We start from the raw sequence: 25,342 nt of genomic DNA on the forward strand, positions 1-25,342 counted from the left end.
ATGATTACCAGCCCATTTCCATAAAGAATAGTGCAGCAATGGAATCCAACAGAATCACCATAAAGATGGACTGAACTACGCTGGACGTTGTGTGCTCACCCACGGATTGCGCACTGCCAGCCACCTTGAATCCCTCCAGGCAGCCAATCACAGCAATCAGGAATGCAAAGATTGGCGCTTTCACAATGCCGACAACGAAATGCTGGAGGGCAATGTCCCGCTCAACGATGGCCATGAACTGCGTCGGCGAGATATCCAGCACCAGGGCACAGACCATGGCGCCGCCAACCATACCGGAGATCATGCCCACAAAGGTGAGAATGGGGAGGCTCACCATCATCGCCATTACCCTGGGTAGCACCAGCAGTTCGATGGGGTTCAGGCCCAGGGTGCGGATGGCATCCAGCTCCTCGTTAACCTTCATGGCGCCAATGTGGGCGGTAAACGCGCTGGCGGTCCGGCCGGCGAGCAGGATTGCGGCCAACAGCACCCCGAATTCCCGCAGGAAGGAGAAGGCCACCAGGTTAACCGTGTAGATGGTGGCGCCAAAATCATCCAGCACGGTCGCCCCCAGAAACGCTACCACGGCACCCACCAGAAATGTGAGTAGTGCCACAATGGGCAGGGCGTTCAGGCCGGTGTCATGAACCGCAGCCACAAAGGGCGTCATCCGCCAGCGCCAGGGCCGGGGAAGGTTCCAGGCCAGGGTGCCGAGCGTCTGGCCAATAAAGCCCACAAGGATCCACAGAAGCCGGAAGATGCTTTCCACCTTCTGGCCGGTTCCGGTCACAAAGCTCCAAACGAGGGAAGGCGCGCGCCGATCCGCCTCGGGCTGATTTGTCATAGCCTCGCAAACAGCGGCGATCAGGGCGGATGTTTCCCGGGGCAATTCGCTATCGGCCGAGGCGGCTTCGAGCAAATGCTCCGGGCCGATCAGGGTGGCCAGTTGTGAGGCTCCGGCGGTATCAATCCGCGTCAGCCCCGAGAGGTCGATCGACAGTTTACTCATATCCCTGGGTGACATTGACGACGCCAGGGACGCCAGAGACCGGTAATGGCTCAACAGCCAGTCGCCGTTAACACTCAGAGTGCCGGCTTCAACGGTGACGGATCCGGGGCTGGACGTCGGTTGTTGTGGATCGGTCTGCTCGGATGAATCAGGACTGGGCACGTTCTGTCGAATCCCTGAGTGATGTTGCCTGCCAATCCCTAGCTTAAAGAGTGCGGGGGATCTCTGCCAGTGACGAAGGTGCATGTTTGCATGCTGCCGTGCAATTGGCCAAACTTTGCCCACAATCTCCAATAAAACAAAAACTTGATAAAAAACTATTGACGCCCGAACGGTAATCCGTAGAATACGCAGCCGTTGACGAGGCAATGCCCCGGAAACAAAGAGCGGGAATAGCTCAGTTGGTAGAGCACAACCTTGCCAAGGTTGGGGTCGCGAGTTCGAATCTCGTTTCCCGCTCCAATTTCAAGTCTCTCATTGCCCACCTGAGAGCACAAAGATCCGATCCCTTCGATCTTTTCCGGCGCGGTGGCAGAGTGGTTATGCAGCGGACTGCAACTCCGTGTACGCCGGTTCGATTCCGACCCGCGCCTCCATTTTTACCCTTTAAAATCAACAAATTACTTCATCCCCATTTAGTTGATTTTCTCACCCAAAAAATATCCAAATTAAACCCAAAATATTATCCGCTTCAATCCGTGGCATAAGAGCGGACAAGTGAATGTGCAGGGCATCTTGAGCAAGCGTGATTAGTTGTCTGTTGTGACCAAAAACACAGCCTCTTGCTCTAACGCCTTACCGCTCAGCTTAAGCGCCTCAATCAGCTCCAGCACCTCATCCGGTTCCTGATCCAAATTTAAACTTTCCTCGGCATTGGCAACATATTTAAGATTATTTCGCCATACCTCAGAATTGCCATAGCGCTCCAGTTTGCGTTTCCAGTCAGGCATTAGCCATAGTTCGGCGTCCTCACCCAGCGCTTTGCGCAGGCGGGCATAGTTCTCTAGTCCGACGCCATCGTAGTCTGGAAACATGAGAATCCGTGGACTTCGTTTTTTCCCGCATAGCCACTCTATCAGTCGTTCACTGAGCTGGCCCTGATAATAGAGTACAGATCCGTGCAAGTCTTCGGGCACCCAGCTGGTGTCATCCAGCAACCCCTGGTTCTCCACCAGCCACAAGAGGCTGTCGGTGGCCAGAGGCGTTTCATTCTGGCTGATATCGACGGCGAGGGCGCCGGCGATGAATGTCAGCTGCCATAGGTCGAGCAACTCTCCATCACGATTCCAGATTACGCCCGGTATTGTTGCCTTCAGTAGTCGGTAAGAAGCTGCGTGTGAACTCTTTCGACCTTTGGTGGACCGGGTAAGCGCGAGGTTTTGTGCCCGAACTGGATCCGCCTGGTTGGCTGAATTTACATCGGGCCGCAACTCCCGAAGGTGTTGCTCAAAAACCGGTGAGTTGCTGACGCGATAAACGAAGCCATTGCCCCGACGCAGCTTGGTGACACATGCGGTTCTGCCGAGAAACTCCTCAAGAACGCGCTTCTGTGAGGGGGTGAACCGTGATCCAAGACATTCTCCATCGGAATTCTCAAGTTTAATCAATGCTTCTCTGAGTGACCTGTTCATTGATGAAAGCTCATACCTCGACAGCTTCAAGCGGCTGCAGAATCTGCCAGTGCTTGCGGCTGATGTGGTTTTTTCCGTTGCTCAACTGTTGGATAGGGACGCAGTAATGAGCGGTAATCAACGGTGAAGGGGAAGCGAACATAAGAGCGAATCCGAATTCGGAAGCGGTTTTGATCAAACTTCTTTGGTTTGCAGCATCCAGCGCCAGGGCTTCGTCCAGGTAGCAAAGGGCTTGAACATTACGGCTCTTATCCTGCATCAGGTGGAGCATGGCCAGGCCGGTCACCAACTTGGCCATGAGCACGGTACCGTTGGAAGCTGCGCTGTCGATGTCGTCAAAGCTTTCTACGTCCTGGTTTTCTTTGCCCAGCTCGAAAGTGAGGCGAAACAAATCGGCAACCTTCAGCCCTTGTCGAGCGCTACCTTCGTCGATCAGTAACTGGCGGGCTTGGTCCAGCTGTCGGTCGTCCAGTACGCTGGATTGGTTGAAGAGCTCGAAGGATTCGCCAGACTCCACTTTTTCTGCCGTTTGGATCAACAAGTCGATCGCTTCGACAAGGTGATTCTCGTGAACCGGCTGAATGCGGAAGACCTTGAGATCCGACAGTTTCCTGCGGCTGATCAGACGGTTGAATTCATGCATGGCGTTTTCGAATGACTGCAGGTTGTCCCGAAGATCCCTGAGGCTGGCCGTCACAGTGACCACGGCACTGCGGGCTTTCTTTTCCAGGGCTTCTGCCTCTCGGGCCAGATGATGGCGGAACTCTACCATCAACCGGATTTCCTCTTCCGGGTTGGGGGCATACTGGAATTTCGTCAGGCCACCGCTATGCAGCGTGATGCGTCGGTGCTGCAGATCCCGGTCCAGTTCTTTTAACTGATAGCAGTCCTGCTGATAGTTACGCAGCGTTTGCGCCAGTTGGTCGAGCGGTAGCTCCAGGTCGCCAACCCAGGGGGTATGGGGCAGGTCAGCAAGCCAGTTGAACTGCTCGTCGGTGTCGCCACGGTTCTGGCGGATACGATCTATCTCCTGGTGAGCGGTATCCAGTGCTTGCCGCTGCTTGGCGACTTCCTGGATCTGCTCCCTGAGCGTCTGTTGCTGGGCACCCGCCTGTTTCTGAGCGTGCTCTATCTCTGCCAGCTCTTGATTGGTTGCCTCCATTGCTTTCAGGCGATCCGGGCGCGATTTCTGAAGTTGAGCCAGTTCGTCAAACTGTTCCAGGTCCTTTTCCAGGCGTTTTACTTCCTGCTCCAGTTCTACCTTCCGCTTCTTCTGAGTGTCCAATTCTTCGGTGGCGGCCTTTTGTTCCTGCAACTGCCGGTGCCGGTCTTGGCAATCCTCAATCAGTTGGGCAATCTCTTCGTCTGTTCGCTGTTCATACTGCGGCGCTTGGTGTTCAACAGACAGATTCAGCCCGGGTAGTTGAAACCGATCTTCGCGCATTTCCTGCAGCCATTGGCGCAGCTGGCCCGAATCCAGTTGATAGTCCCCAGGCGGCAAGGTAAGCAGTTGGCGGTTGAGCCCTCGGTTGAGAATACTGATCTGCTCTTCGGAGAGGTGCTGTTTAAGTGTGAGATAAAGATTGTCCGAGAGTGTTTCCTGTTCCTTGCGCAGTGCTGATAGCTCCTGCTCCTCCCGCCGCAATTGATGATCAGTGGCGGTCGCAGACTGCCCATAGGCATTGGCGAGTAAAGCAATCTGACGGTCGCGTTCTGCGGTGGCACTAGCAAGTTGCTGCTCAAGCTGGCTGCGGTCATTGACCAGCGCGAACCGGTTCTCCAGTACGTCACGGCGCTGCTCGTCCTTGTTCAGTGCCTCCAACTGCTGATTGAGCTCAATCTGGCGGCGGGTCTGCTCCCTGTCCCTCTGAAGCAATTCTGCTTCCTGCTTGTGCAATTTCCCATGCTGATGCTGGAGGCTTTCGCTTTCTGTCTGGTAATGGTTCTGCCAGCGTTGCAGGCCATCGTCGATGAGCGGTCGGCGGGCAATGATTCGGCCTCTGGTGGCGAGTCGTTCGTCCTGCTGGCGTTCCAGGTCGTCAATCTGAGTTTGCTGGTTTTTGGCGGCCCGGTATTGTTCCCGATCCTGGTTCACCTCGGCAAAAGCCTTATCCCATTCCTGTTTGAAATCCACCACGGAGTCCGGCAACAGACGGCTGAAGATCTGCAGCAGGTGGCGTTTTACTTCGCCGGAACTGAGTTTGTCGAGACGTAGGGTGCGGGTAAGAACCTGACGGTAGGCGTTTGCATCCTTGCGGTTCTCTAGCCGGAAAATGGTAAATTCGGAGCTGGACTGTCCCCGCTTTCGGGCACCACCGTAGACCATTTCGGCAAACTCAGTCGATGAGTAGAAATTGGCCGTTCGCCCGTGATGAGCCAGCTGCTCCAACAGCTGTGGCTGCGTCACCAGCTTGCCATTGGCCAGCCTGTACTCCTCAATTTTCAGAGGGCCCCGATAGGCAAAATAGGCGTAGTCATGACTAAAGCCCTTGCCCACACACCCCAGCACCACAGAGCCAGCTTCAGGTAAAGTGACTTCTAGCAGGATATAGCTGCTATTGGATGGGAAGTAGAAACGTCTCGCTTTGTCTTTGTCGTGGGCACCAAAATCCAGGTGCCGCTTGTCGATAATCAGCAGATATTGCAGGGCATTAATCAGGCTGGTCTTGCCAGTATTGTTGGGGGCAATGAGAGAAACTGACTCATCCAGAGGGAGCTCTGCGCGCTCATAGCCGGCGCTGTTGAGAAGTACCAGCTGCTGGAAGCCGTAATCGGAACTCATAGGGAATTATCCTCGTCATCCTGATCGCTAGCCCAGGAAACATCTTCATCCTGATCCACCTGGCTGGCCAGTTCTTCGTAATGATCCAGGTAACGACACACAGCAGGCAACAGCTGCCAGGCTCCGCTATCGTAACGGGCAAAGCCGAAGTTTTCTGCGGTTCTCATCAGGCTCGCCAGGCCGGACAGATCCAGCTCTTCTGCCTTCAGCAAGTCCTGGTGTTGCTCGAAAACCGTTGTCAGCAGGGTTTGATCGATTCGCCAATGCTCGAATTTCATCAGCGGAATGCCGGCATCCGCTTGAGTATCAAAGATGACCATGAACAACAGGGCCAGTTGCCGGGTGGCTTTGTTTGTATTGCTGCTGCCGTCGTCCTGATGGAACCAGGCGAAGCCCCGGCCATCAAGGCGAAGGTCAAAACCCAGTGCGGTAAAAATGGCCACATAATCGTCGAGGTTGCGTTCAAGCTCTTCCCACAATACTGGTTCTGAGATCCGGTTGAGATGCCGGCCCCGGTTGAACCACCGAAAAAGATGGGCCAGGTTTGGCAGGTTGCTAGCGATTTGTTGGAATTGGCTGGTATTACTCACGAGTTTTATTCACCGGTTGTGTCAGACGGTAGGGCCAGTAGTGCACTGAAATCAGGGAAAGGGCGGATATTGTAGGCTGCGCTTCCAGCTCCATCTCCCATAGGTCCTCTCGTGCCAGGTCATGATAGAGCCGCAGAAGAACCTGGTCAGGCAGGGAGGGGTAGTGGTGCTTCAGCCACTCCAAAAGGTTGCCGACCGGGAGGTCCTTTAACAACTGTTGCCGGAGCTGTTCTTCGTCAATCCACTCAGCAATGGTTATGGGTGCCGCATCGACTTCGCCCGGGAACTCCCGTTCAGAAGGCTCAAAGTTCCTCGCTTCCGCCATGATTGTTTTTATTTCGTCGCCTACAGACACACTGCGGCTTTGATTCACGCGCCACACCGGCAGCCAAGACTGATCCTGGCGTTTGCGAAAGGTGCGGTTGAGCCCTTTTTTGCGAACCTGTCCCAACAACCGGCTGATAGCTGAGGAAAGATTGTTGTGTTGGCGTGCCTCTTCTCGGAGGGGCAACAGAATTTCAGCACATTGCTGAGCCGTGATTCGCCCCAGTCGTCGCAGTTCCTTGGCCTGATAACCAACGTGCCGGAGACGGTTGAGGTGGCTGTAGAGTGCGCCTTTGGTATTCAGGCGATTGTATCCGAGGTCGAGGGCGTCTTCCGCTGCGGCGAGGTGATGGTAGAAAATGCCGGAAGGTCCGGAATCCATCATCTCGTTCATCGGTTCTACATATTGGTCGTACGCGTCGAGGACGGACTTGTAGCGTTTTGCAATGGGAGCCCGGGTGTCTGCTGATTTTGCTTGCTCGGCCAGCTCGGCAATCGCATGGCGGTCCTGCTCGAGCTGGCGGGCAATATCTCTGAACAGGGTAGATAGTTGGTTAATGGCTTGAGTCTGCTGACCGGTATCTCCGGCTTCGATACCCGCGGTGAGGGTCTCTGTCGCGCCACGAATTGCTTCGATGCGCGCCTGAATGACTGATGACAGTCCTAGTTCGTGTTCATGCGTCAGGCCACGGACAAACTCAAGTACATGGGCATTGACCACGAAGCTTTCAGAGCGGCTTTGAGTCTCCATTACGCCACTTCCAAAAAGCCTACGTAGGGCCTCCCTGACTTGAACGTCGTCCAGGGCCGGTTGAGCCTGGCGAATGGCAGCAAGAACCTGTTCCTCGGAGAACGCCGGCATCTCCCGGGTGGCCCGAACCAGTGCCTCGACAGTTTCCCATTGCTCATAAAGTGTTCGAGTGAGGTGTTTTGGGCTAGCCATGGTGTTTAGTCGCCCTTCGAAGCAAGGCGGGCGTCGATGCCAAAGAAAACCGCCGCGTTCACCAACGCTTCATCCTCACTGATAAGTTGAGCCTGGTGATGTTCTGCGCATGCCAAATGAAGTGCATCCAACGTTCTCAAACTTGTCTTCCTGGCGCCAACCCAGTGGCTGGCCCGTTTATAGTGGGCCGTTTCAATGGGGCACAGGCTGAAGCGCCCATGGCTGACATCATCGTGGAATGCACTTTCGATCCGGTTCGCCTGGGGTTCGCTGAGCTCTCCCATCCGAACCCACCGGGCCAGTGCGCTTGCCACCTCAACTTCCGTCAAATGACTGATAAGAACAGGTTGGGTTTGCGCCTCAAGCAATGTCTGAACACGATCGCTAGCATGCTCTTGTCGGTAGTAGGGGAGAACGGCGCTGGTATCAAAGTACAACATTAATAGCGCTCTTCGTCTCTGAGTTCCCGCACCGCCTGAGCAGAGCTTTCCCGGACGGGGGGCAGAGATGCCCTGAGTTCCGAACGGTTTGGAAACTGAATCTTTTCGGGCAAGGCCGCGGTTAGGCGTGCAGCAGGTTTACCGTGACGCAGAATTACAACCTCTTCTCCTGCGGCCACAGCGTCCAGAAGATTTGAGAGCTTTTCCCGAGTTTCTCGAACATTGATCGTTTGCATAATTCTCACCCTATCCGTGTACACAATAAGTGTACTCTCAGTAGAAGTTCTATAGCAATCAGGTCCGTTGGAGATTTTTCGGTTTTATCTAACTCACTCAGAAAGTTTCTGTTCCCGCTCAAATCTGATCGTTGTCCTCGCCCGCTTAGGCGGCTTGATCAACCGATAATGATTCCGCATGGCCTGCGTTTCATGTCCGCCTTTGTCGTTTTCTCCTTGGCTCAGGAATTCTTCGGTCAGTCCTTTCTTGCGGAGGTCTCTGAGGTGGTACATGCCTCCATAGCCTGCTGCCTTGCAGGCATCTCGCCAGGCGGCCTGCATAGTTCTGTGTTTTACTTGTTGAGCTCTGGAGCGCTTATCGAAGTAGCGTGGGTATACTAGGAGGTATTCGCTTATGATGGCCTCCTTCCGCTTGAACTCCACAAACCACTTCCACAGATCGGCAAGATCCTCGTTCATCTCGAGTTCGATGCCGATTTTAGTTTTGTGGCGAGCAAAGCGGATCACTCCGTAGGCGAAATAGTCCCCGCGATCGATGGGTTTGTCATAGAGCTCACCTTGGCTTTCCTTCAAATTGAAAACGTCAATTGGCTGCTGACTCATCATGTAAATGAGATCGCAAATCTTCGCACGCCACGTGCCGTCCATATCTCGCTTGTTATGACGATGGACGCACAGGTGTTCAGTTATCTTCCGGTAGGCCTCATCAGGGATGAGAACTTGGCGTTTTTCTTCGGCGGCTTTACGTATATCGATCATCGGATTTCGGTCAATGAGACCTTCCTGAACCGCATGGAGGAACACCCGGTTCAACGTGTTTTTGAGACCGTTGTAATGGGTAGGCATCGGCAGCCATGGGGAAAGCAGTTTGCGAATCTTGCGAAGGATTTGCGGATCAGAAAGCGGGAATTTTGCATCGTCGCTCTGCTCCAACTGCCGGGCATCGCTCGCGTAATCAACTCGGGTTGGTTTAGCGATAGGGGCGCCTTTATTCGGTCCTCGTAGGGATAGGACTTGGCACTCCGACCAAACTATGCTCTTGCCCTTTATTTGATGACCGAGGACCTCCGTTCTCCATTTCTTCAGGTAGTCCTGGAGCAGGATGTGATCCCCCTTGCTTGCTGGTATCGAGAGGCTATCCAATTTTTCAGCCAGGGCGTTGGTTTTCCTTTCTTGGACTTCGGCCTCCCACCTATGGTTAAGCATTGACCACAGTCGGATCGCTTGATTCCTGTCCCTGGTGTCCAGGGTGCCGCGTTTTTTCGTAATGGGATGGATAACGAAGTAGACACCGTCCTCGCTCTGATAGAGGCCAGGGTATCTGTGCAGCGATGAGTGTTTTTCAGAGCGGTATCTTGGTGCCATGTTAGGAAGCTAGTTTATTTGCCAAGTCATGGATAAAGGCGTCTTCTGCAGTGTCCGATCCGGACACCCGACGCTCCATCTCCCGAAAATACCCGTCCAGGTCAATTTTCCAGGCTTTCCCCAATTTAAAGGCACCCGGGATAACTGCCAGTCCGAACTCGTCTTTCGCAGCACAAAGCCGACGAATAGTTGATGGGGCAGGTGGCGTGCTGTCGTATTCAAAAACGACCTTTATAAAATCCTCAATCGATACCGGACGCATGGCAATCTCCCGAACTTACTGGTTTGGACGCATCTGATCCCCAAAAGCGTGCTGTTTCAGAGGCGCTTCTGATCAGACATTGAGATTACTCTATGTTTTTTTTGGGAGGAGCAAGTGCAAAACGACCGCGGAAAATTGCCTTCGTTTTGCACAAGTAATAGCGGTTTGTTGTGTCAGGGCATGGATTTTGGCGATGAGCCAAATCGTTAGCTGCGAGGCCTATCCTTTGCCGAACACCTCCTTGAGTACTGAGTGGGCTTGGAACTCAGTGGCGATTTGCAAAGGCGTCACCCATTTTCCTGAATTTTGATCAAGGTACGTCTTCTCAAGGATTCCACCGGCGCTGACCATTCTGTTTACTAGGTCTAGTTCATCACTTTCAATTGCAAGCATAAGGGGGGTATAGCCTGGAATGGGGTAATTCTGTTCTGCGTTGGTGTCTGCGCCCTGCTCGATGAGCAGTCCGGCCATAGCCCGCAAAACATCCAGGTCAAACGACTTTCTCTCTGTTTCAACCAGAATTTTTCCGGCCGCTTGGTGGATGCTGTTATACCGAGGGTCGGAGGCGACTCGTTCCAGATACTGCCGTTGGGCTTCGAGGGTCATACCAAGACTCCCTGAGGTATATCGCCGGATGCTTTCAAGTAGCACCTGATCTTGGGGAACCTGTGTTATCTGTCTTAAGACCTCACTCTTGCCCTTTACCAATCCAATTTTTTGAATGCAGTAGTAAAGGGGTGTGCTCAGCTCGATGCCGGCTCTGGAATCCGGCGCGCAACCCATATCAAGTAATTTTCGCAGCACATCGAGCCTGTTGGTGTTGATAGCGGCTGTTAGCAGTGATAAGCGCTTCTTTTGGGTAGTTGCATTCAAAACTTCCGGCTTGTGTGGCTTTTCACTCAGCAAAGTGAAAAACGAATCATCACCTGGCTTTTGGTTCGGGGTAGTTACATCCAGCAACTGCACAGCCTGTAATAAAGCAGAGTCGCCCGCTTCAGAAAGCTGATTGACGTCGGCTCCAGCGTCCAACAGTTTTTGTACCGCGTCGGCGTTCTCCCTCCACACAAAGTAGGTAAGTTGGGGTATGCGCTTTTGACGAAGTTGGCCAATTTTTATCTTCCGGTTCGGCGCCTTGAAGGATGGTTTTTTGGCAAGGTCGTCATCAGTTACAAAAATCGACCCGAGCAAGTCTGGCTCCTGCTGAGGGTATTCTGCCCCGGGGAACCCGCCGTGAGCAGGAAATATTTTTGTGAAATGACCGCGATACTGAGGAATAAACCAGTTTTCCAGGTGCTTGTCGTATCGTGACGACACTCCAGATTTGTCGCCGAGATCTAGTGGCACTTCGAGACCTAGAACTACCTGACCATTTCGAAGTTGTCTTAGAAAAGTCTTGGGTGGTGATGGGAGCATTGCCGCTACGGCCAAGGCCTCTTGGATAATGAGACCCTGATTCGGCCCTGCATGGAAATACGACTGCTCAAACGCTCTCTGGTAGGTCTCAGTGGCACGATCCAATTTTCCTGATAAGGTAAGCCAACGCGCTTCATGCCAGCTTTGACAATAAGAAAGCGAGCCTGAGGGGGCGATCTGATGCAGAAAAATCTTAAAGTGTGTGAGTGCCTGTTGGGCGAAGACTTGATCCTTGGATGACTTTTCCCGGCCAGGGTGCAGCAGAGTCGCGAGCATTACATTCCGCTCCGCGATCAACTTGAACCGGGGAGCTTTTAACAGGCACTCCTCAACAACTCTCGAATGGATATCGCGCAGGTTTGTATTGGAACAACCCTGTGCCCGTTCAATTGCGATCTCCCCAATTGGCAGAGCTCGGTAATGATCAACGGCTCTCGCTGTAACAAGCAGCGCTCGCAATCGAGTTCTCTGTGTTTCATCAAAGAATTTGCCCGCGTCTTGTCGAGAAAAGAGGGCGCTCAGAGAACTCAGGGCAGGTAGCTGTGTACCCGTTTGCCACCGTCGCATGCGGTCCTTCACTTCTTTGCTAAGCTGGTGATAGAAATCGTCCCAGCCCGGTACCGATAATTCGATCCATTCGAACAAACCTTCAAAAGCTTGCTTGACGGGCGACAGATACTGTTCTGGAGGTGGCCCATTGAGGATACTGCAGGCGGTTCTCACGGCCTCAGCTCCGAAGGCGCTGAATAGGTGACTCGAAAGAATTCTTAAAGCCTCTGAGTGGGATAAACCCTCAAGGCTCAGGTTCGCGACAAACCAACTGTATGTTTTGCAGAACCTGTTTAGCCAGGTGGCCACATTTCTCGCGAAGTCCTCTCCGATGTATCGTGATAGCGGTTCATAGACTACCTTGTCGGTTGCGACGGGAATGGCTCTATAATCAAAATCCCATTTACCGGCATGGTCATCAATCCACTTATCAGATCCCTTTGTGTCAAACGCTCGTGCAAGTGATCTGATGATCTCGAGGTGGTTCGGATAGGCAGGAGTGCTATGCAAGAGTCGCCTCCCTGCGCTCAAGTTGACGAATATCTCGAATGAGATTCTGTAGGGTCCGTCGGTCGCTGGGGCTCGTCGGAATAACCACTTTGCCTACTCCAGGTAGTTCGATTTTCCCGTGCTTTTTGCCAGACTGATATCGCCAGCCGTTCTGAAGTAGCTCTTTAATCAACTGATTTATATCCTTATCGCTGCTTACTCGTTTCATCGTACTCTCCCGCAACAAGAGAGCGGGCACAAGGCCCGCCCTCTTGTAATGCCTATTTAGAATCCTTTTTTGCAACAGTCCTCTGAGCCCTGGCGACAAACGAATCCTTACTAACTCCACCGCCAGATTGCTTGGCGGTGGCGCTCTGGATCCTTGCCACATCTGCGGCGGTCATGGGCTTGCTTGAAGGTTTCTTGCTCATTTCATATCTCCGTTCATTGGTTGTTTGAATCGTCCCATCGGGACCCTTTGAAATTTACAGATGCGAAGATAAATCGTCGGCAGCGCAGTTGGAGGAAAAATCTGTTTTTTTGCGGATTGATATTCGGTGGGCTTACGTAGAGCTATTTTTACCACTCGATTGAAACCATAAATTCCAACCTTTCTGCCGTTTTGGGAATTTCATTCAAATCCAAATCAAGCAGATTCCATCATGTGACCATGTCGCCTGATTTGGATAGGTGCCACGGCCCGCGTATCTGATTTGGATACTTCACCCAATTCCCAAATCTCGAATTTGTTTAATCACTCTGAGATTTGGGAGCCATGCTTGCCTGGCGAATCTGATTTGGAATCCGCGTTGTGCTCCCAAACCTGTTTTATAAACATCTGAGAGGCAGGGTTCGTTAGCATGTCTTAGGCGTCATTGAGGGGCAGATGGCGCGATATGTTAGGTAAAAGAATGAACCGCTGGTGCACCTGTGGGTACAGACGTAATTTCTGCGAGTTCGGCCAATCCAGAGATAGTGCACCGCTGGTGAACCTGCAGGTACACCAACTTTAGAACAGAGTTTGAGTTGGAAGGAAGCGGTGTACCCCCAGTGAACCTACAGGTACACCGGTGTGGCAGATACTGGGTTTGGATATCGGGCGGGGTGTACCCATGGGTTCACTGGCGGTACACCCTTAGCGTCGCCAACTCCATTTCCAGTATGGATAGGTTCGTGAGGCTTGTTGCGGAGATGAGGGAGGTGGCTCTTTATAGCCGGTCAGTTGACGAGCGACGGACGTTGGCACCGACAAATACAATGTTTCATTTCGCTTTCCGACCATCCCGTCTTTTCTGAACAGCTTGCCATGAGCCATAAAGGTCACGTTGTGTTCATACTTGAACACATCCAGTCTTTCGACTTGGATACGTCCGGGTTTTCCTTGCTGCATAACCTGCAAGATATCCCCGCGGCGAGCACCAAGGATCTTTTCACAAACTCGCTGTTTGGCAACTTCAAGTTCTGATTCCCATTGCTCGATTTTTTCTTCGGCAGAGGCCAACCCGTCTTGCAGTAGCTGCAGCGCCTGGAATTGTTCGCTGGGCCACCAAATCTTCATAGCACGCGCCAACTTCTGGTGTAAGTCGGAATCCAGAAGGTCGTACACGACAGACGAGGCGAGCGTATGCATATCCTCAGCGTCCAGTAATATTTGAAGCAGATCCCAGTCTTCTCGGTATATTCGAACCTCTGGGTCGATGTGAGTAGTGCGCTGCCGTTCAGGTAAAAAAGATAGCGGTCCCAGGTGATCAATTGGAACCTGATTCGTCTCATAGATCTCGGCGGGTGATTGTTGCTCAATCCGGAGCCAAGCATGTGTCCCCGATACGCAAAGATCGGCTTTGGCGATCCAATACGATTTCGGCGAAAAGATATACCGAACGCTCTGGCAATACTCTGAACTATTCAGGGGGATTGCTGAAAAGGCCAGCTGCAGCTCATCAACAAATCGCTTGGCATTGCCAAGGTGCCGTAGTAGTTCCTCGGAAACGCGGACCACTACGAATTCGTTCTCGGCCCGATGGCTGTATTTTTCAGATTTCGGGAATACCAATACATGCTTGGCGACCAATGGCAAAAGAGCATCCAATAGGCCGGCGGCAACCTGTCTTGCAGAAACATATGATGTGTTTGGTAGGAACTCTTCAAAGCGCTTAATTGCCGTGGTCAAAACTGCAGAAGCTAGTGGGGGCTCGATTTGCGTGAGCATTGATCCCTTAAACTCGAATAGTCCCAACTCGGAGTTCTGACCCAGGACAGTTTGAGCAGCCTTTTCGAACAGTTCTTTTTCCGCTCAGACAAATGAAGCCCAGGTCGGATAACCTTCTGATTGAGCTGCCCCCTAAGCACGTCCAGGTATGCAGTCACTGGTGGGGCAGGTCGATCTGAATTTCCGTTGAATCGCGTCCAGTACCCTCGAGGAGGCCTGGGGATGCCAAGTTTGGAGCACCGTTTCCTTAGTGCGGCCGCTGAAACCCCAAGCTTTTCGGCTACCTGCCAACTAGGCATCGACCAAACAAGGAAAAAAAGCTCTTCTCGCTCTTCGTCGAGCTCCCTATTGTCTGAACCTGAATCCATGGACTATTCCCCTTATAGATCTTCAGAGATTTTAGGCAACTTTCCCTTGTATGCTCGGTGATCAATTCGCTACGGCCGGATTTGGCATACGACGTTGGTTTCCATGAGCGATTCGTTCAGTATATGTGGCACATCTTTACAGGACTGGCAGTACACTCTGGAAGGGCAGGATGCATTTAACAAAAATCAAGGACATCAAAGGGTTCCGAATTTTCAAAGACTTCAGTTGGCCAGAGAACCTTGATGACTTTGCTCGCTTCAACTTGCTCTATGGCTTAAACGGAAGCGGTAAAACAACATTGACGAGCATTTTCTCTGATCTGGAGCATCGGCGCCCGACTAGCGCATCGTCACTGCACTTTGAGTTCGGTGACAAAATGGTAGACGCAAGGTCGCCTCAAACCGCCTCCATCCCGCCGGTCCGGGTATTCAACCGAAGCTTTATTGAACACGCTATCTTTGAAGATCCTGCGCAACGGGAGTTGGCTCCGGTTTTTTACCTGGGTGAGGACTCCGTTGAAAAGCAGAAGGAAATCTCTGAGTTAAGGTCTCAGGTCGAAACTATTGTTGAAGATCTCAAGTCGCTCGAATCCCAAAACAGTACCAAGCAGAAAGGATTCGACAAGTTCTGCAGTGAAGGCGCATCCAGCATAAAAAATGCTCTCACGCGGCCTGGCGGGAGATTTAATAATTACAATCGGCCAGCCTTTGAAAGCCGAGTAGAAGAGCTGTTGGCTTCTAGTGGTACCCGCTTGGAGGAGACCGAAAGAGAGCAGCTTCTGGGAGTTGCACATGCGCAACTCATGAAAACGGTTGCTAACGTGAAACTGCCTTCGATTAAATTCATGGAATTGACCCAAAGGGTCGAGCTTTTGCTGGAAAGGTCTGTAACGGCATCAGTTATCGAGGAGCTTCGCGACAACCCCAAGCTAGGCCAGTGGGTTCAAACCGGCCTAAATCTGCATAAACACCATTTCGAAACAGACCGCTGCCTGTTCTGTAACCAGAGCCTCCCGGAAAGACGTTTGGACGATCTGGAAGCTCATTTCAACGATGAGCTTAATCGGTTTCAGGAGGAACTGGACAACCAAATTCAGAGTGTCGAGTCTTCGATCAGCGCGATTAATGACTTCGAGCTTCCGGCTGCTGGGTTACTCTATCAACACCTTCAGGCTGACTTCGAAAAAAGCGCGGGACGGTGGAAGTCCAGCAAACTGAGTGTTGTTAATTTCCTTAACACCCTGGTATCGGCGCTCAAGACAAAGCGTGAAAACCCCTTTAAGCGAATGGAGCTTCGGGATTATCTATTCGCATTCTCGACAGCGGCAAAAGACTCTAACTGGCTACTCAAAACCGCTAGCATGGCGTTGGATGCCTCCCAGAATATCGCAGCACAGTTTGGCCTCGAGGTCATCGAGCGGATCAATAAATTGATCGACGAGCACAATCGGCACAGCTCATCATTCGAGCAAGAAGTCCAGGCCGCGATGAATCGCGTGGCGGACGACATGGTTCTCTCGACGCTCGATGAGTACCAACAATATAAGGACGATTTGCGGCAGCTGGATGCCAGCCTTCAGGACAAAAGGAGCGAACGCGATAGGAAAAAAGCCCGAATGAGGCAGCTCGAAGAAGAGATGCGTCATCACCTAAAAGCTGCCGAGGAATTAAACCAAGAGGTGGCGGCATACCTTGGGCGGCAAGAACTGACATTCGAGACGTCTGACTCTGGGTATCGTTTATTTCGCCATGGAGAACCGGCTTATCATCTGAGCGAGGGCGAGAGGACTGCTATAGCTTTCATGTATTTTCTGAAAACGCTCGAGGATGAGAGCTTGGATCTTACAGAAGCGATAATCGTGATAGATGATCCAATATCGAGTTTGGATGCAAACTCACTGTATAGCGCTTTCAGTTTCATGAAAACGAAAACAGCAGAAGCCGCGCAACTGTTCATTCTCACACATAATTTTCAGCTCTTCCGGTTAGTTCGAAATTGGTTCGACCATATGAACCGAGGAAAGAAGAAAAATGCGCTGAATGCTCACATGTACCTTCTCGAACCCAAATGGGCCGACGGAAACCGGTCCTCGTCGCTGGTTCCGCTTGACCCTTTACTCGCTAATTACGAATCCGAGTACCATTATCTCTTTAAGCAGATTTGGTCCGTCGCTCAAAGTACAGAGGCCGCGCCTCTCGAACAGTACTACGTGCTTCCCAACGTGGGCCGGCGGCTATTGGAAACCTTCTTAAGCTTCAAATTTCCAGGTGGAAAACCCGCTCTTGGTTTGTTGATGTCTAAGGTTGAGTTTGATCCGGCAAAGAAAACCCGCCTATTGCGTTTTTTACATGTTCATTCCCATCACGATCGTGTTGCTGATCCGGAGCACGACCTCTCAACTCTCAGCGAAGCTCCCCAGGTGTTCTCTGACCTATTGGAGCTCATGCAAGCTTTGGATGAAGGGCACTACAAAGGCTTGGTAGCGAGCATACAGCAACAGTGATTCTGGGTAAGCGACCGGTACTATTGATTCCTGCCGTTAGCAGGCTACAGTTTGAGTATTCTTGTCGTAAATAAGGAAGTAACCAATGCCCATAACGGACTACCACGCCAAGTATTTTGCCTACGAACTCACCAGGCAACGCCGTGGTGGTGACGTTGGTCGTCTGACCCAGTCGCTGTTCGATGCCTCAGTAGACCTGAACCCCCACCAGATCGATGCAGCGCTCTTCGCTTTGCAGAACCCCTTGGTAAAAGGTGTGATCCTGGCGGACGAGGTCGGCCTGGGCAAGACCATTGAGGCTGCCCTGGTGCTGGCACAGTACTGGGCAGAACGTAGACGAAGATTGATTGTTGTCTGCCCTGCGGCTTTGCGTAAGCAGTGGGCAAACGAGCTGGCGGAGAAGTTTCATCTGCCATCGCAGGTTTTGGATGCCCGAACGTACAGGGAGCTGCGGAAGCAGGGGGTGGCAGACCCGTTCGACCAGCCCGGTGTTAACGTCATTTCTTACAATTTTGCCGCGAGAATGTCGGAGAAACTACGGCTTACACCGTGGGATCTGGTGGTATTCGACGAAGCCCACAAACTCCGTAACGCCCACCGGGAAAGTCATCGTACTGGTCAGGCTATCAAAGAAGCCTTCGGCGCTTGCAACAAGCTGCTGCTTACGGCAACGCCACTACAGAATTCCCTGATGGAGCTGTACGGTCTTTCGACGGTCATCGACAGCCAACTGTTTGGTGATGCGCTCAGTTTCCGTCGCCAATATCTGCGCGGTGGAGAAGACCTGGAAGGACTGAAAGAACGGCTTCAGGAGTTCACCAAACGGACCTTGCGTAAACAGGTTCTGGAGTACATCCGCTACACACAACGACGTGCCATCACGATTCCCTTTGCTCCATCGGAAGATGAACTGCGGCTTTATCATTTAGTGTCAGCCTACCTGCAGCGTGAGAATAGTTACGGTGTCCCCCATCAACAGCGGCACCTGGTCACTCTGGTGGTTAGAAAACTGCTGGCATCCTCTACAAGTGCCATTATCAATACGATTGAGACGATGATCGATCGGTTGAAAAGGCTGGAGCAAACTCAAGAAGATGAAGACAACTGGCTGGAAAAACTGATCGGTAGTGAGGATGTAGAAGAGGACCTCCTTGATGAAGCCGCTGACGGGGAGGGCGAATACCAGGTTGAGCAACCGGATGAGCCCATACAGCTGGACCGCCTCCGTGGAGAGATTGCTGAACTGGAACAGTATCTGGATCTGGCACACAGAATCACTGAAGACGCTAAATCTGCAGCTCTGCTGAATGCGCTGGAGCAGGGCTTCAGCCACATGACGGAAATGGGCGCGGAGCGTAAGGCCGTCATCTTCACCGAAAGCCGGCGAACTCAGGATTATCTGCTCAAGTACCTGGAACGGCATGGCTACCTTGGTAAGGTCGCCACATTCAGTGGTACCAACAATTCCAGCACTACACAGGCGATTTACAAGCGCTGGCTCACGCGTAACGAAGGTTCTGATCAGGTTACGGGCAGCCCGGCGGTTGATCGGCGGACCGCCATTATCGATCATTTCAGGGACGATGCAGAAATACTGATTGCCACCGAAGCTGCTGCAGAAGGCGTTAATCTTCAGTTCTGCAGCCTTGTCGTCAATTATGATCTGCCCTGGAACCCTCAGCGAGTAGAGCAGCGCATCGGGCGCTGCCATCGCTACGGTCAGAAATTTGATGTCGTCGTCATCAACTTCCTCAACCAGAAGAATGAGGCAGATCGGCGGGTTCTTGAACTGCTCAGTGAGAAGTTTCACTTGTTCGATGGCCTGTTTGGCGCGTCAGACGAAGTGCTAGGCCGAATCGAGTCCGGTGTCGACTTCGAGAAGCGCATAGCGGCCATTTACGACACTTGCCGGTCTCAGGCCGAAATCGAACAGGCCTTCAATGATCTTCAAAAGGAGTTGGAAGAAAGCATCAACCGGCGAATGCAAGAGACTCAGGAAAAGCTTCTGGAGCATTTCGATGCCCAAATCCATGACTTGCTGAAGATCCAACGCGAGAGAGCAGAGCAGCAGCTCGACCGGGTAAGTCGCCTCTTCTGGCAGCTCACCAGGCATCAACTTGCCCCCTTCGCAACCTTCGATGAGAAGCGCCTGGCATTTGAGTTGAACGAAAGTCCGTTAACCAAGGTGCCCACCGGTGCATATGAGCTGATCCGAAAGGGCGAGAAACCGTCAGAGCACGCCCACCTATACCGGTTAAGCCACCCCCTCGGTGAGTACGTTTTGGACACTGGCCGTAGGTTGGAAACACCGGTAACGGAAATGGTGTTCAATCTGACTGGTCACGAGGCGAAACTTTCCGCACTCCAGAATCTGCCGGAAAAATCCGGCTGGCTTGAACTGAATTTGCTTGAGCTGCAAAGCTTTCAGCGCGAAGAGCACCTGGTTTTTACCGCAGTCATGGATGACGGGCAGCTGCTGGATGAAGAGCAATGCGAGCTCATTTTCCGGCTGCAGGGCGAGGTGCTGAGCAATGACGCTGGCGGCCCCGATCAGCAATCTGGGCGACAGCTAAGTGAAACCGTTATCAGGCAGCTGGATGCCCGGCTCAGCCGATTGCTCGACGAGAACAACGAATACTTCCAGCGTGAGCGGACCAAGCTCGAAGCCTGGGCTGATGATCAATTGTTGAGTGCAGAGCAAAAGCTCGAGGACACAAAAGCTCAAATCAAGGAAGCAAAGCGCCAGTCCCGTCTGGCAGAAAGCGTTGAAGACCAGAAGGACGCGCAGGAGGCGATCAAGCGTCTCAGTAAGTTGCAGCGCCGGCAGCGACAGGAAATATTCGATGTGGAAGACGAGATAGAAGCCCGCCGGGATGCCTTGATTGATGCACTGGAACGCCAGATGCACCAAAGCAGCAGTACCCATCATCTATTTCGCATTCGTTGGCGGCTGGAATAGAATCATCTTCAAAACAAATTAGAGATTACCCCGGCATTTGTGGGAGAATCCCGGCCATTTGAACGCTACCGGCAAGCCAGACCAACTGGCCAATGTGGATGTGTCCTTAATGGATGTAGGTATCTGACGGGAAACGGTTAATCATGCCCAAGCTAGGTTATTTGAACCATCTCAAGTTGAGTGGTTTTCGCTCAATAAAGGAAATGGACCTGCCCCTCGGTAGGCTCAACGTCCTGATCGGGCCTAATGGTGCGGGGAAGTCCAACTTCATTAACTTCTTCCGCTTCATGAACAAGCTACTTCAGAAAGACCTCCAGCTCTATGTGGCTGAACAGGGAGGGGCGGATGCCATTTTGCATTTCGGGCGGAAGCAAACACCAGCACTCGAGGCGAGTCTTCAATTTGAGCCAAATGCTTACGACTGTGCCCTCGTACCAACCAACGATGGCCGCTTGGTGTTCAAAGCTGAAAAGTGCCGGTTTAATGCGGAACGGATTGAATATCATGGCGGGACAAAAGCCGTGAAACTTGCGTCTCCTGGGGCAGAGGAGTCAGGCCTACCTTCACCAAATACTAAGTCTATTCCCGGCCATGTTGCTCGCTATATTGAAGACTGGAAGGTTTACCACTTTCATGACACGAGCCAATCGGCGCCGGTAAAGCAACCGTGTAACATAGCGGATGCCGGTCGTTTGAGGGAGCAAGGTGAAAACCTGGCTGCATTCCTGTATCACATCAAGGAATACGAGCCGGAGTCATACGGGCGTATTGTCTCAACAATTCAACGTGCGGCGCCTTTTTTTCACGACTTTATCTTGGAGCGAGATCTTCATAACGAGCGCCAAATACGCCTTCGTTGGAAGCACAAGGGCAACGATGCCTACTTTGACGCACACTCGCTTTCAGACGGCACACTGCGCTTTATCTGCCTGACAACGCTTCTGCTTCAGCCGAGACTTCCATCAGTGATTCTGCTGGATGAGCCAGAGTTGGGTCTGCACCCCTATGCTATCCAACTGTTGGGCTCCATGCTGCGCTCTGCAAGCGAGAGCACACAGATTATTGCCTCCACCCAGTCTGTAACCCTGGCCAATGAGTTTGAGCCTGAGAATGTGATTGTCGTGGAACACAGAGACAACAATTCTCAGTTCAGGCGACTGGACCCAAAGGCATTTGAATCCTGGTTGGAAGACTATCGCCTGGGCGATCTCTGGGAGAAAAATCTCCTCGGAGGTACGCCCTGATGACCAGGCTCGCAGTTAGCGTTGAGGGCGCAACGGAGCGGGAATTTGTCACTAAAGTTCTCGATCCGTTTTTGAGCCAGCATGGTATCTTCGCCAGCCCGGTAGATATGCGAGGCAAAGTATCGCTGGACCGAATTGGTAATGAGCTCAAACGGCTCATCCCAACCTTTGACTACGTAACGACTTTTTATGACTACTACGGTTTTCATAAACGCCCTGAGGGCGGAGTAAAAGCCGTTGAACGCTCAATTCTGGAGCTTGTTGACCCAGAACAGCGTCGCTTGTTGATCCCATATGTCCAGCTCTACGAATTCGAGGCACTGGTTTTGGCCGCCCCGGACCAGGCCGAACATACTCTGGGAGTGGCAGGCCTGGCCAATCAGCTCAGGGACATCGTGACCATAGCTGGCGGTGCCGAAAACGTTAACGATGGTTATGAAACCTGTCCCTCCCGCCGACTTAAAGGCCTGGCAGCCGCCTACGACAAAAAGCTCCACGGCCCGGTAATACTTGAACAATCACTGGATGCCGTACGCAATCAGTGCCCCAGATTTAACGCTTGGGTTTCAAGCCTCCTCGAATTGGCCTGAATCTACTCCCAGCCTGCCAAGTTTGATCTTTAAACAGGGAATACCATGAGTAACGCGACACAGCAGTTAAAAGCCCAGCAACGTCGACAGAAATTTGCCGACCTTTTGCGCGAGATGTTTCAGCTGAATCAGCCGGAACTGGATTTTGGGCTCTATCGCATTATGCATGCCCGTAAAGATGATATTAACCGGTTTATTGAGCAGGACCTGCCGAGGATCACTCAGGAAGCATTCAGCCAATACGCCAGCCAGGATCAGGCTCAGATGGAAGCCGAACTGGAAGAGCATATCAAGAGCGCGAAAGGGCTGGGTATGGACCCAGACGCGATTCCCAAAGTGCAGGAGCTCAAGCAAAAACTGCAGGGTGGGTTTGATCTCGCGCGGGAAGAGGGCGAAGTCTACGACGCATTGGTCACCTTCTTTAACCGTTACTACAACGAGGGTGACTTCCTGTCACGCCGGGTATACAAAGACGGCACCTACGCAATCCCCTACCAGGGGGAAGAGGTAGTGCTGCACTGGGCCAACAAAGACCAGTACTACATCAAAAGCAGCGAAACCTTGCGGGATTACAGCTTCCGCCTGAACCCATATGCCGGCCCCGGCGAAGATCCAATGCGCGTTCATTTTAAGCTGGTGGATGCTGAAGCCGGTGCCAAAGACAACAACAAGGAGTCCGCTGATAGTCGCCGGGTCTTCGTGCTGGACGTGGAGGATCCGTTTGAGCTGATAGAAGGCGAAGCAACCGAGCACGGTGAGAAGTATACTGACCTGCAATGTCGGTTCATGTTCCGGCCGGCAACGGAAAGTGACTGGACGGAAGCCGAGAAAAAGAAGGTAACGGCTGCGGCCCAGAAGAAACCACCGACACAAGATGCGCTCAGAGCAATCGCTGAAGAAAGGCTTCTTGGGGCAGCCTCTGATTTGCCCGAGCCCTGGAAGAGTGCGTTGGCAAAGCCCTACCGTAAAGCCGATGGCAACCAAGCTGATTATTCAATGCTGGCTGGACAGCTGAACAACTACACCAAGAAGAACACCTTTGATTATTTCATCCACAAGGACCTTGGTGGGTTCCTGACTCGGGAGCTCGACTTCTACATCAAGAATGAACTGCTGGATTGGAACGATATTGCCTCGTTGAAGAACGATACGTCGAGACTCGCCCCGTTGTTGAGCAAGATTGAAGTGATTCGGTCACTTGCAGAGAAGATCATTACTTTTCTTTCTCAGCTTGAGAATTTCCAAAAGAAATTGTGGGTCAAAAAGAAATTTGTTACGTCATCGAACTACGGTATAACCTTAGATAATCTAGAGGGGTATCCCGATATTTTGGAGGAAGCTTTCCGCAACGAAAATCAGCTGAGAGAGTGGGAGTCTTTATATAAGGTTGATTTACCCGAGCTAAAAAGAAGTCGTGACAATCTTTCTTGGGAAGAGCTTATAGCAAAGCCACAGTATCGCTACATGATCGTGGATACAGTTCATTTTAATTCAGCCTTCAAAGAGAAGCTGATTTCAAGAATTGATGGCCTAGACTCTCGTTGCAGTGGAGTGTTGGTGAATTCAGAAAATTTTCAAGCGTTGAACCTCTTGAAGAGTAGGTATAAAGAGAAGGTTGATTCTATTTACATAGATCCGCCCTACAATACCGATGCTGGTCCGATAATTTATAAAAATGGGTATAAAGTTAGTTCTTGGAATTCTATGATCAATGATCGTGTATCTGTTGGTAGAGAGTTTCTTTCAGGCGGTGGGGTTATTTGTGCAACAATCGACGACTATCAACAAAAAGAGTTCGACTATATATTAAGTAATAATTATGGCACCTCAAACTACCTTGGAACCGTAACGATCAGGAATAACCCGTCCGGAAGGCCGGTGCCTCGTGGATTCTCTCAGTCCCATGAGTATGCAATTTTTTATGGAAAGACCCATGCCTCATACGTAGGATTGCTTCCAAGAAGTGAAAAGCAAATGGCGCGTTACCGGCATAGTGATAGCGATGGCGCTTACATGTGGGAACTATTCCGAAAGAGGGGCTCTAATTCTGAAAAAAAGGATCGACCCTCGCTCTATTACCCTCTTTTTATTAGTGATGATGGCTTAGTTCGTGTTCCGGAAATGACATGGGATATTGATGCAAGAGAGTGGATTTTGGAAGATGAGCCCAAAACTAATGAGTCTGTAGTTTACCCAGTAGATTCCAGTGGTGTATTGAGGAGATGGAGAGGGAAGCCTGAAAGTTTAATTTCTACACCGGATAACTACAAAGCCGAAATAAAAAACGGCGAAATAATTGTATATTATAAGTTTAGGCCCAACTCCGATGGAGTTCTCCCATTGACTACTTGGTTTGACGCTAAGTACTCCTCGACAGAGCATGGGACTGGATTTTTGAAAAATCTTTTTACTGAATACAACATTTTTACTTATCCTAAATCAATATATGCTGTCAAAGACTGTATAAGGATTTCAGCTAACGAGTCGAAAAGCCCTTTAGTTTTGGATTATTTTGCTGGTTCTGGAACCACGGCTCACGCAGCAATTGAGTTAACGCGTGAAGGTCAAAGCTTTAGATATTTGTTAGTTGAGATGGGCGATTATTTTGATATCGTTACAAAGCCCAGAGTGAAGAAAGCTGTTTACTCCAGCTCTTGGAGTTCGGGGGTTCCAGAGTTGAATGGTAGTGGTATTTCCCATATTTTTAAGTATTTAACTTTAGAGAGTTATGAGGACACTTTAGGGAATCTTGAGTTAAGCCGCTCGAAGGCCCAGCAGAACCTGCTCGATACTGAAGATACAGTTGGCAATAGTGCTTCCCGTGGGTCCTATATCTTAAATTACATGCTTGAGGTGGAAACTCGAGATTCACAGTCTTTGCTGAATGCGAAGAAATTCATCAACCCGGCAAACTATAAACTTAATGTTTTATCTCCCGGGGGCGATGAAGTTAAACCGGTCAATGTCGATCTCCTTGAGACCTTCAATTATTTGTTGGGCTTGGAAGTAGAGCATATTGCTGCACCTATTCATTTCGAAGCGGAGGTGTACCAAGGCGAATACGGCCGCTGGCAAGCAAAGGTTAAACGTAGCGAAGCTGGCAAGTGGTGGTTCAGGACCGTCTACGGCACGAACCGTGCAGGGCAGCAGGTGCTGGTGGTATGGAGAAACCTTCCCTCGGTAATTGATGGCGAGGCCGTTGGCATCCAGAAGGACAATGCCGTGCTGGATGCGGTACTGATCGAGAAGCTTTCTATTCGCATGACCGAAAGCCAGGACGACGAAATAGATGTGCTGTACGTGAACGGTGACCACAACATCAGTATTCCCCGATCCCGCAAGGGTGAACCCATGGAGCACGCGCGTATCCAGCTGATCGAGGAAGCTTTCCATCGGCTGATGTTCGCTGACACTGAGGCGGTTCACTAAGGGGAA

The 25,342-nt window shown here is 51.6% G+C and carries 16 protein-coding genes and 2 tRNA genes; 7 read left to right on the plus strand and 11 right to left on the minus strand.

The genetic code is table 11. The features are described from left to right. Positions 1-4 precede the first annotated feature (4 nt). The gene (locus tag ACGK9W_RS05395) at positions 5-1,171 is read right to left on the minus strand and encodes an MlaE family ABC transporter permease (protein WP_405419451.1); all 1,167 of its coding nucleotides are present in this window, start codon (positions 1,169-1,171) and stop codon (positions 5-7) included. A 224-nt stretch (positions 1,172-1,395) separates the two neighbouring features. Between ACGK9W_RS05395 and ACGK9W_RS05400 the strand changes: the two genes are divergently transcribed. Then, positions 1,396-1,471: transfer RNA gene (locus ACGK9W_RS05400), tRNA-Gly, on the plus strand. Between the two features lie 60 nt (positions 1,472-1,531). Beyond that, a tRNA-Cys gene (locus tag ACGK9W_RS05405) sits at positions 1,532-1,605 on the plus strand. Positions 1,606-1,758: 153 nt separating this feature from the next. On the opposite strand, the gene ACGK9W_RS05410 is transcribed toward ACGK9W_RS05405, so the two are convergent. The 10 genes from ACGK9W_RS05410 to ACGK9W_RS05455 form a co-directional block, all read right to left on the minus strand. Continuing rightward, positions 1,759-2,640 (minus strand): hypothetical protein, encoded by an 882-nt coding sequence (locus ACGK9W_RS05410; protein WP_405419453.1) that lies wholly within the window; start codon positions 2,638-2,640, stop codon positions 1,759-1,761. 10 nt (positions 2,641-2,650) lie between these two features. Beyond that, positions 2,651-5,422, minus strand: coding sequence for a hypothetical protein (locus tag ACGK9W_RS05415; RefSeq protein ID WP_405419456.1), 2,772 nt, complete (start codon positions 5,420-5,422; stop codon positions 2,651-2,653). Continuing rightward, the gene (locus ACGK9W_RS05420; protein ID WP_091848202.1) at positions 5,419-6,012 is read right to left on the minus strand and encodes a condensin complex protein MksE; all 594 of its coding nucleotides are present in this window, start codon (positions 6,010-6,012) and stop codon (positions 5,419-5,421) included. The genes ACGK9W_RS05415 and ACGK9W_RS05420 overlap by 4 nt, the downstream gene beginning before the upstream one ends. Then, positions 6,005-7,279 (minus strand): hypothetical protein, encoded by a 1,275-nt coding sequence (locus ACGK9W_RS05425; protein ID WP_405419460.1) that lies wholly within the window; start codon positions 7,277-7,279, stop codon positions 6,005-6,007. Before ACGK9W_RS05425 ends, ACGK9W_RS05420 begins: the two co-directional genes overlap by 8 nt. A gap of 5 nt (positions 7,280-7,284) precedes the next feature. After that, positions 7,285-7,719 (minus strand): type II toxin-antitoxin system VapC family toxin, encoded by a 435-nt coding sequence (locus ACGK9W_RS05430; protein WP_405419463.1) that lies wholly within the window; start codon positions 7,717-7,719, stop codon positions 7,285-7,287. Next, the gene (locus tag ACGK9W_RS05435; protein ID WP_041333254.1) at positions 7,719-7,955 is read right to left on the minus strand and encodes a type II toxin-antitoxin system Phd/YefM family antitoxin; all 237 of its coding nucleotides are present in this window, start codon (positions 7,953-7,955) and stop codon (positions 7,719-7,721) included. The genes ACGK9W_RS05430 and ACGK9W_RS05435 overlap by 1 nt, the downstream gene beginning before the upstream one ends. A gap of 93 nt (positions 7,956-8,048) precedes the next feature. After that, positions 8,049-9,320, minus strand: coding sequence for a hypothetical protein (locus ACGK9W_RS05440; protein WP_405419467.1), 1,272 nt, complete (start codon positions 9,318-9,320; stop codon positions 8,049-8,051). Between the two features lies 1 nt (position 9,321). After that, positions 9,322-9,582, minus strand: coding sequence for a hypothetical protein (locus tag ACGK9W_RS05445; RefSeq protein WP_405419469.1), 261 nt, complete (start codon positions 9,580-9,582; stop codon positions 9,322-9,324). Positions 9,583-9,801: 219 nt separating this feature from the next. Continuing rightward, positions 9,802-12,054: a hypothetical protein gene (locus tag ACGK9W_RS05450; RefSeq protein WP_405419472.1), complete on the minus strand. Its 2,253-nt coding sequence runs from the start codon at positions 12,052-12,054 to the stop codon at positions 9,802-9,804. A 1,114-nt stretch (positions 12,055-13,168) separates the two neighbouring features. Next, entirely contained in the window at positions 13,169-14,242 is a 1,074-nt protein-coding gene (locus ACGK9W_RS05455; protein WP_405419475.1) for a hypothetical protein, read from the minus strand. A 538-nt stretch (positions 14,243-14,780) separates the two neighbouring features. Between ACGK9W_RS05455 and ACGK9W_RS05460 the strand changes: the two genes are divergently transcribed. The 5 genes from ACGK9W_RS05460 to ACGK9W_RS05480 all read left to right on the plus strand — a co-directional run bounded on the left by ACGK9W_RS05460 (position 14,781) and on the right by ACGK9W_RS05480 (position 25,336). Then, on the plus strand, positions 14,781-17,114 hold the full coding sequence (locus tag ACGK9W_RS05460) for an AAA family ATPase (RefSeq protein WP_405419478.1): 2,334 nt from the start codon (positions 14,781-14,783) through the stop codon (positions 17,112-17,114). Positions 17,115-17,199: 85 nt separating this feature from the next. After that, positions 17,200-20,073 carry an SNF2-related protein gene (locus ACGK9W_RS05465; RefSeq protein ID WP_405419481.1) on the plus strand — a complete coding sequence of 958 codons (2,874 nt, stop codon included), beginning with the start codon at positions 17,200-17,202 and terminating at the stop codon, positions 20,071-20,073. Positions 20,074-20,216: 143 nt separating this feature from the next. Then, positions 20,217-21,317, plus strand: coding sequence for an AAA family ATPase (locus ACGK9W_RS05470; RefSeq protein WP_405419484.1), 1,101 nt, complete (start codon positions 20,217-20,219; stop codon positions 21,315-21,317). After that, entirely contained in the window at positions 21,317-21,907 is a 591-nt protein-coding gene (locus ACGK9W_RS05475; RefSeq protein WP_405419487.1) for a DUF4276 family protein, read from the plus strand. The genes ACGK9W_RS05470 and ACGK9W_RS05475 overlap by 1 nt, the downstream gene beginning before the upstream one ends. A gap of 45 nt (positions 21,908-21,952) precedes the next feature. Beyond that, positions 21,953-25,336 carry a site-specific DNA-methyltransferase gene (locus tag ACGK9W_RS05480; protein ID WP_405419490.1) on the plus strand — a complete coding sequence of 1,128 codons (3,384 nt, stop codon included), beginning with the start codon at positions 21,953-21,955 and terminating at the stop codon, positions 25,334-25,336. Positions 25,337-25,342: the final 6 nt, after the last annotated feature.

Source organism: Marinobacter flavimaris (assembly GCF_045057155.1).
Taxonomy (GTDB): Bacteria; Pseudomonadota; Gammaproteobacteria; order Pseudomonadales; family Oleiphilaceae; genus Marinobacter; species Marinobacter manganoxydans.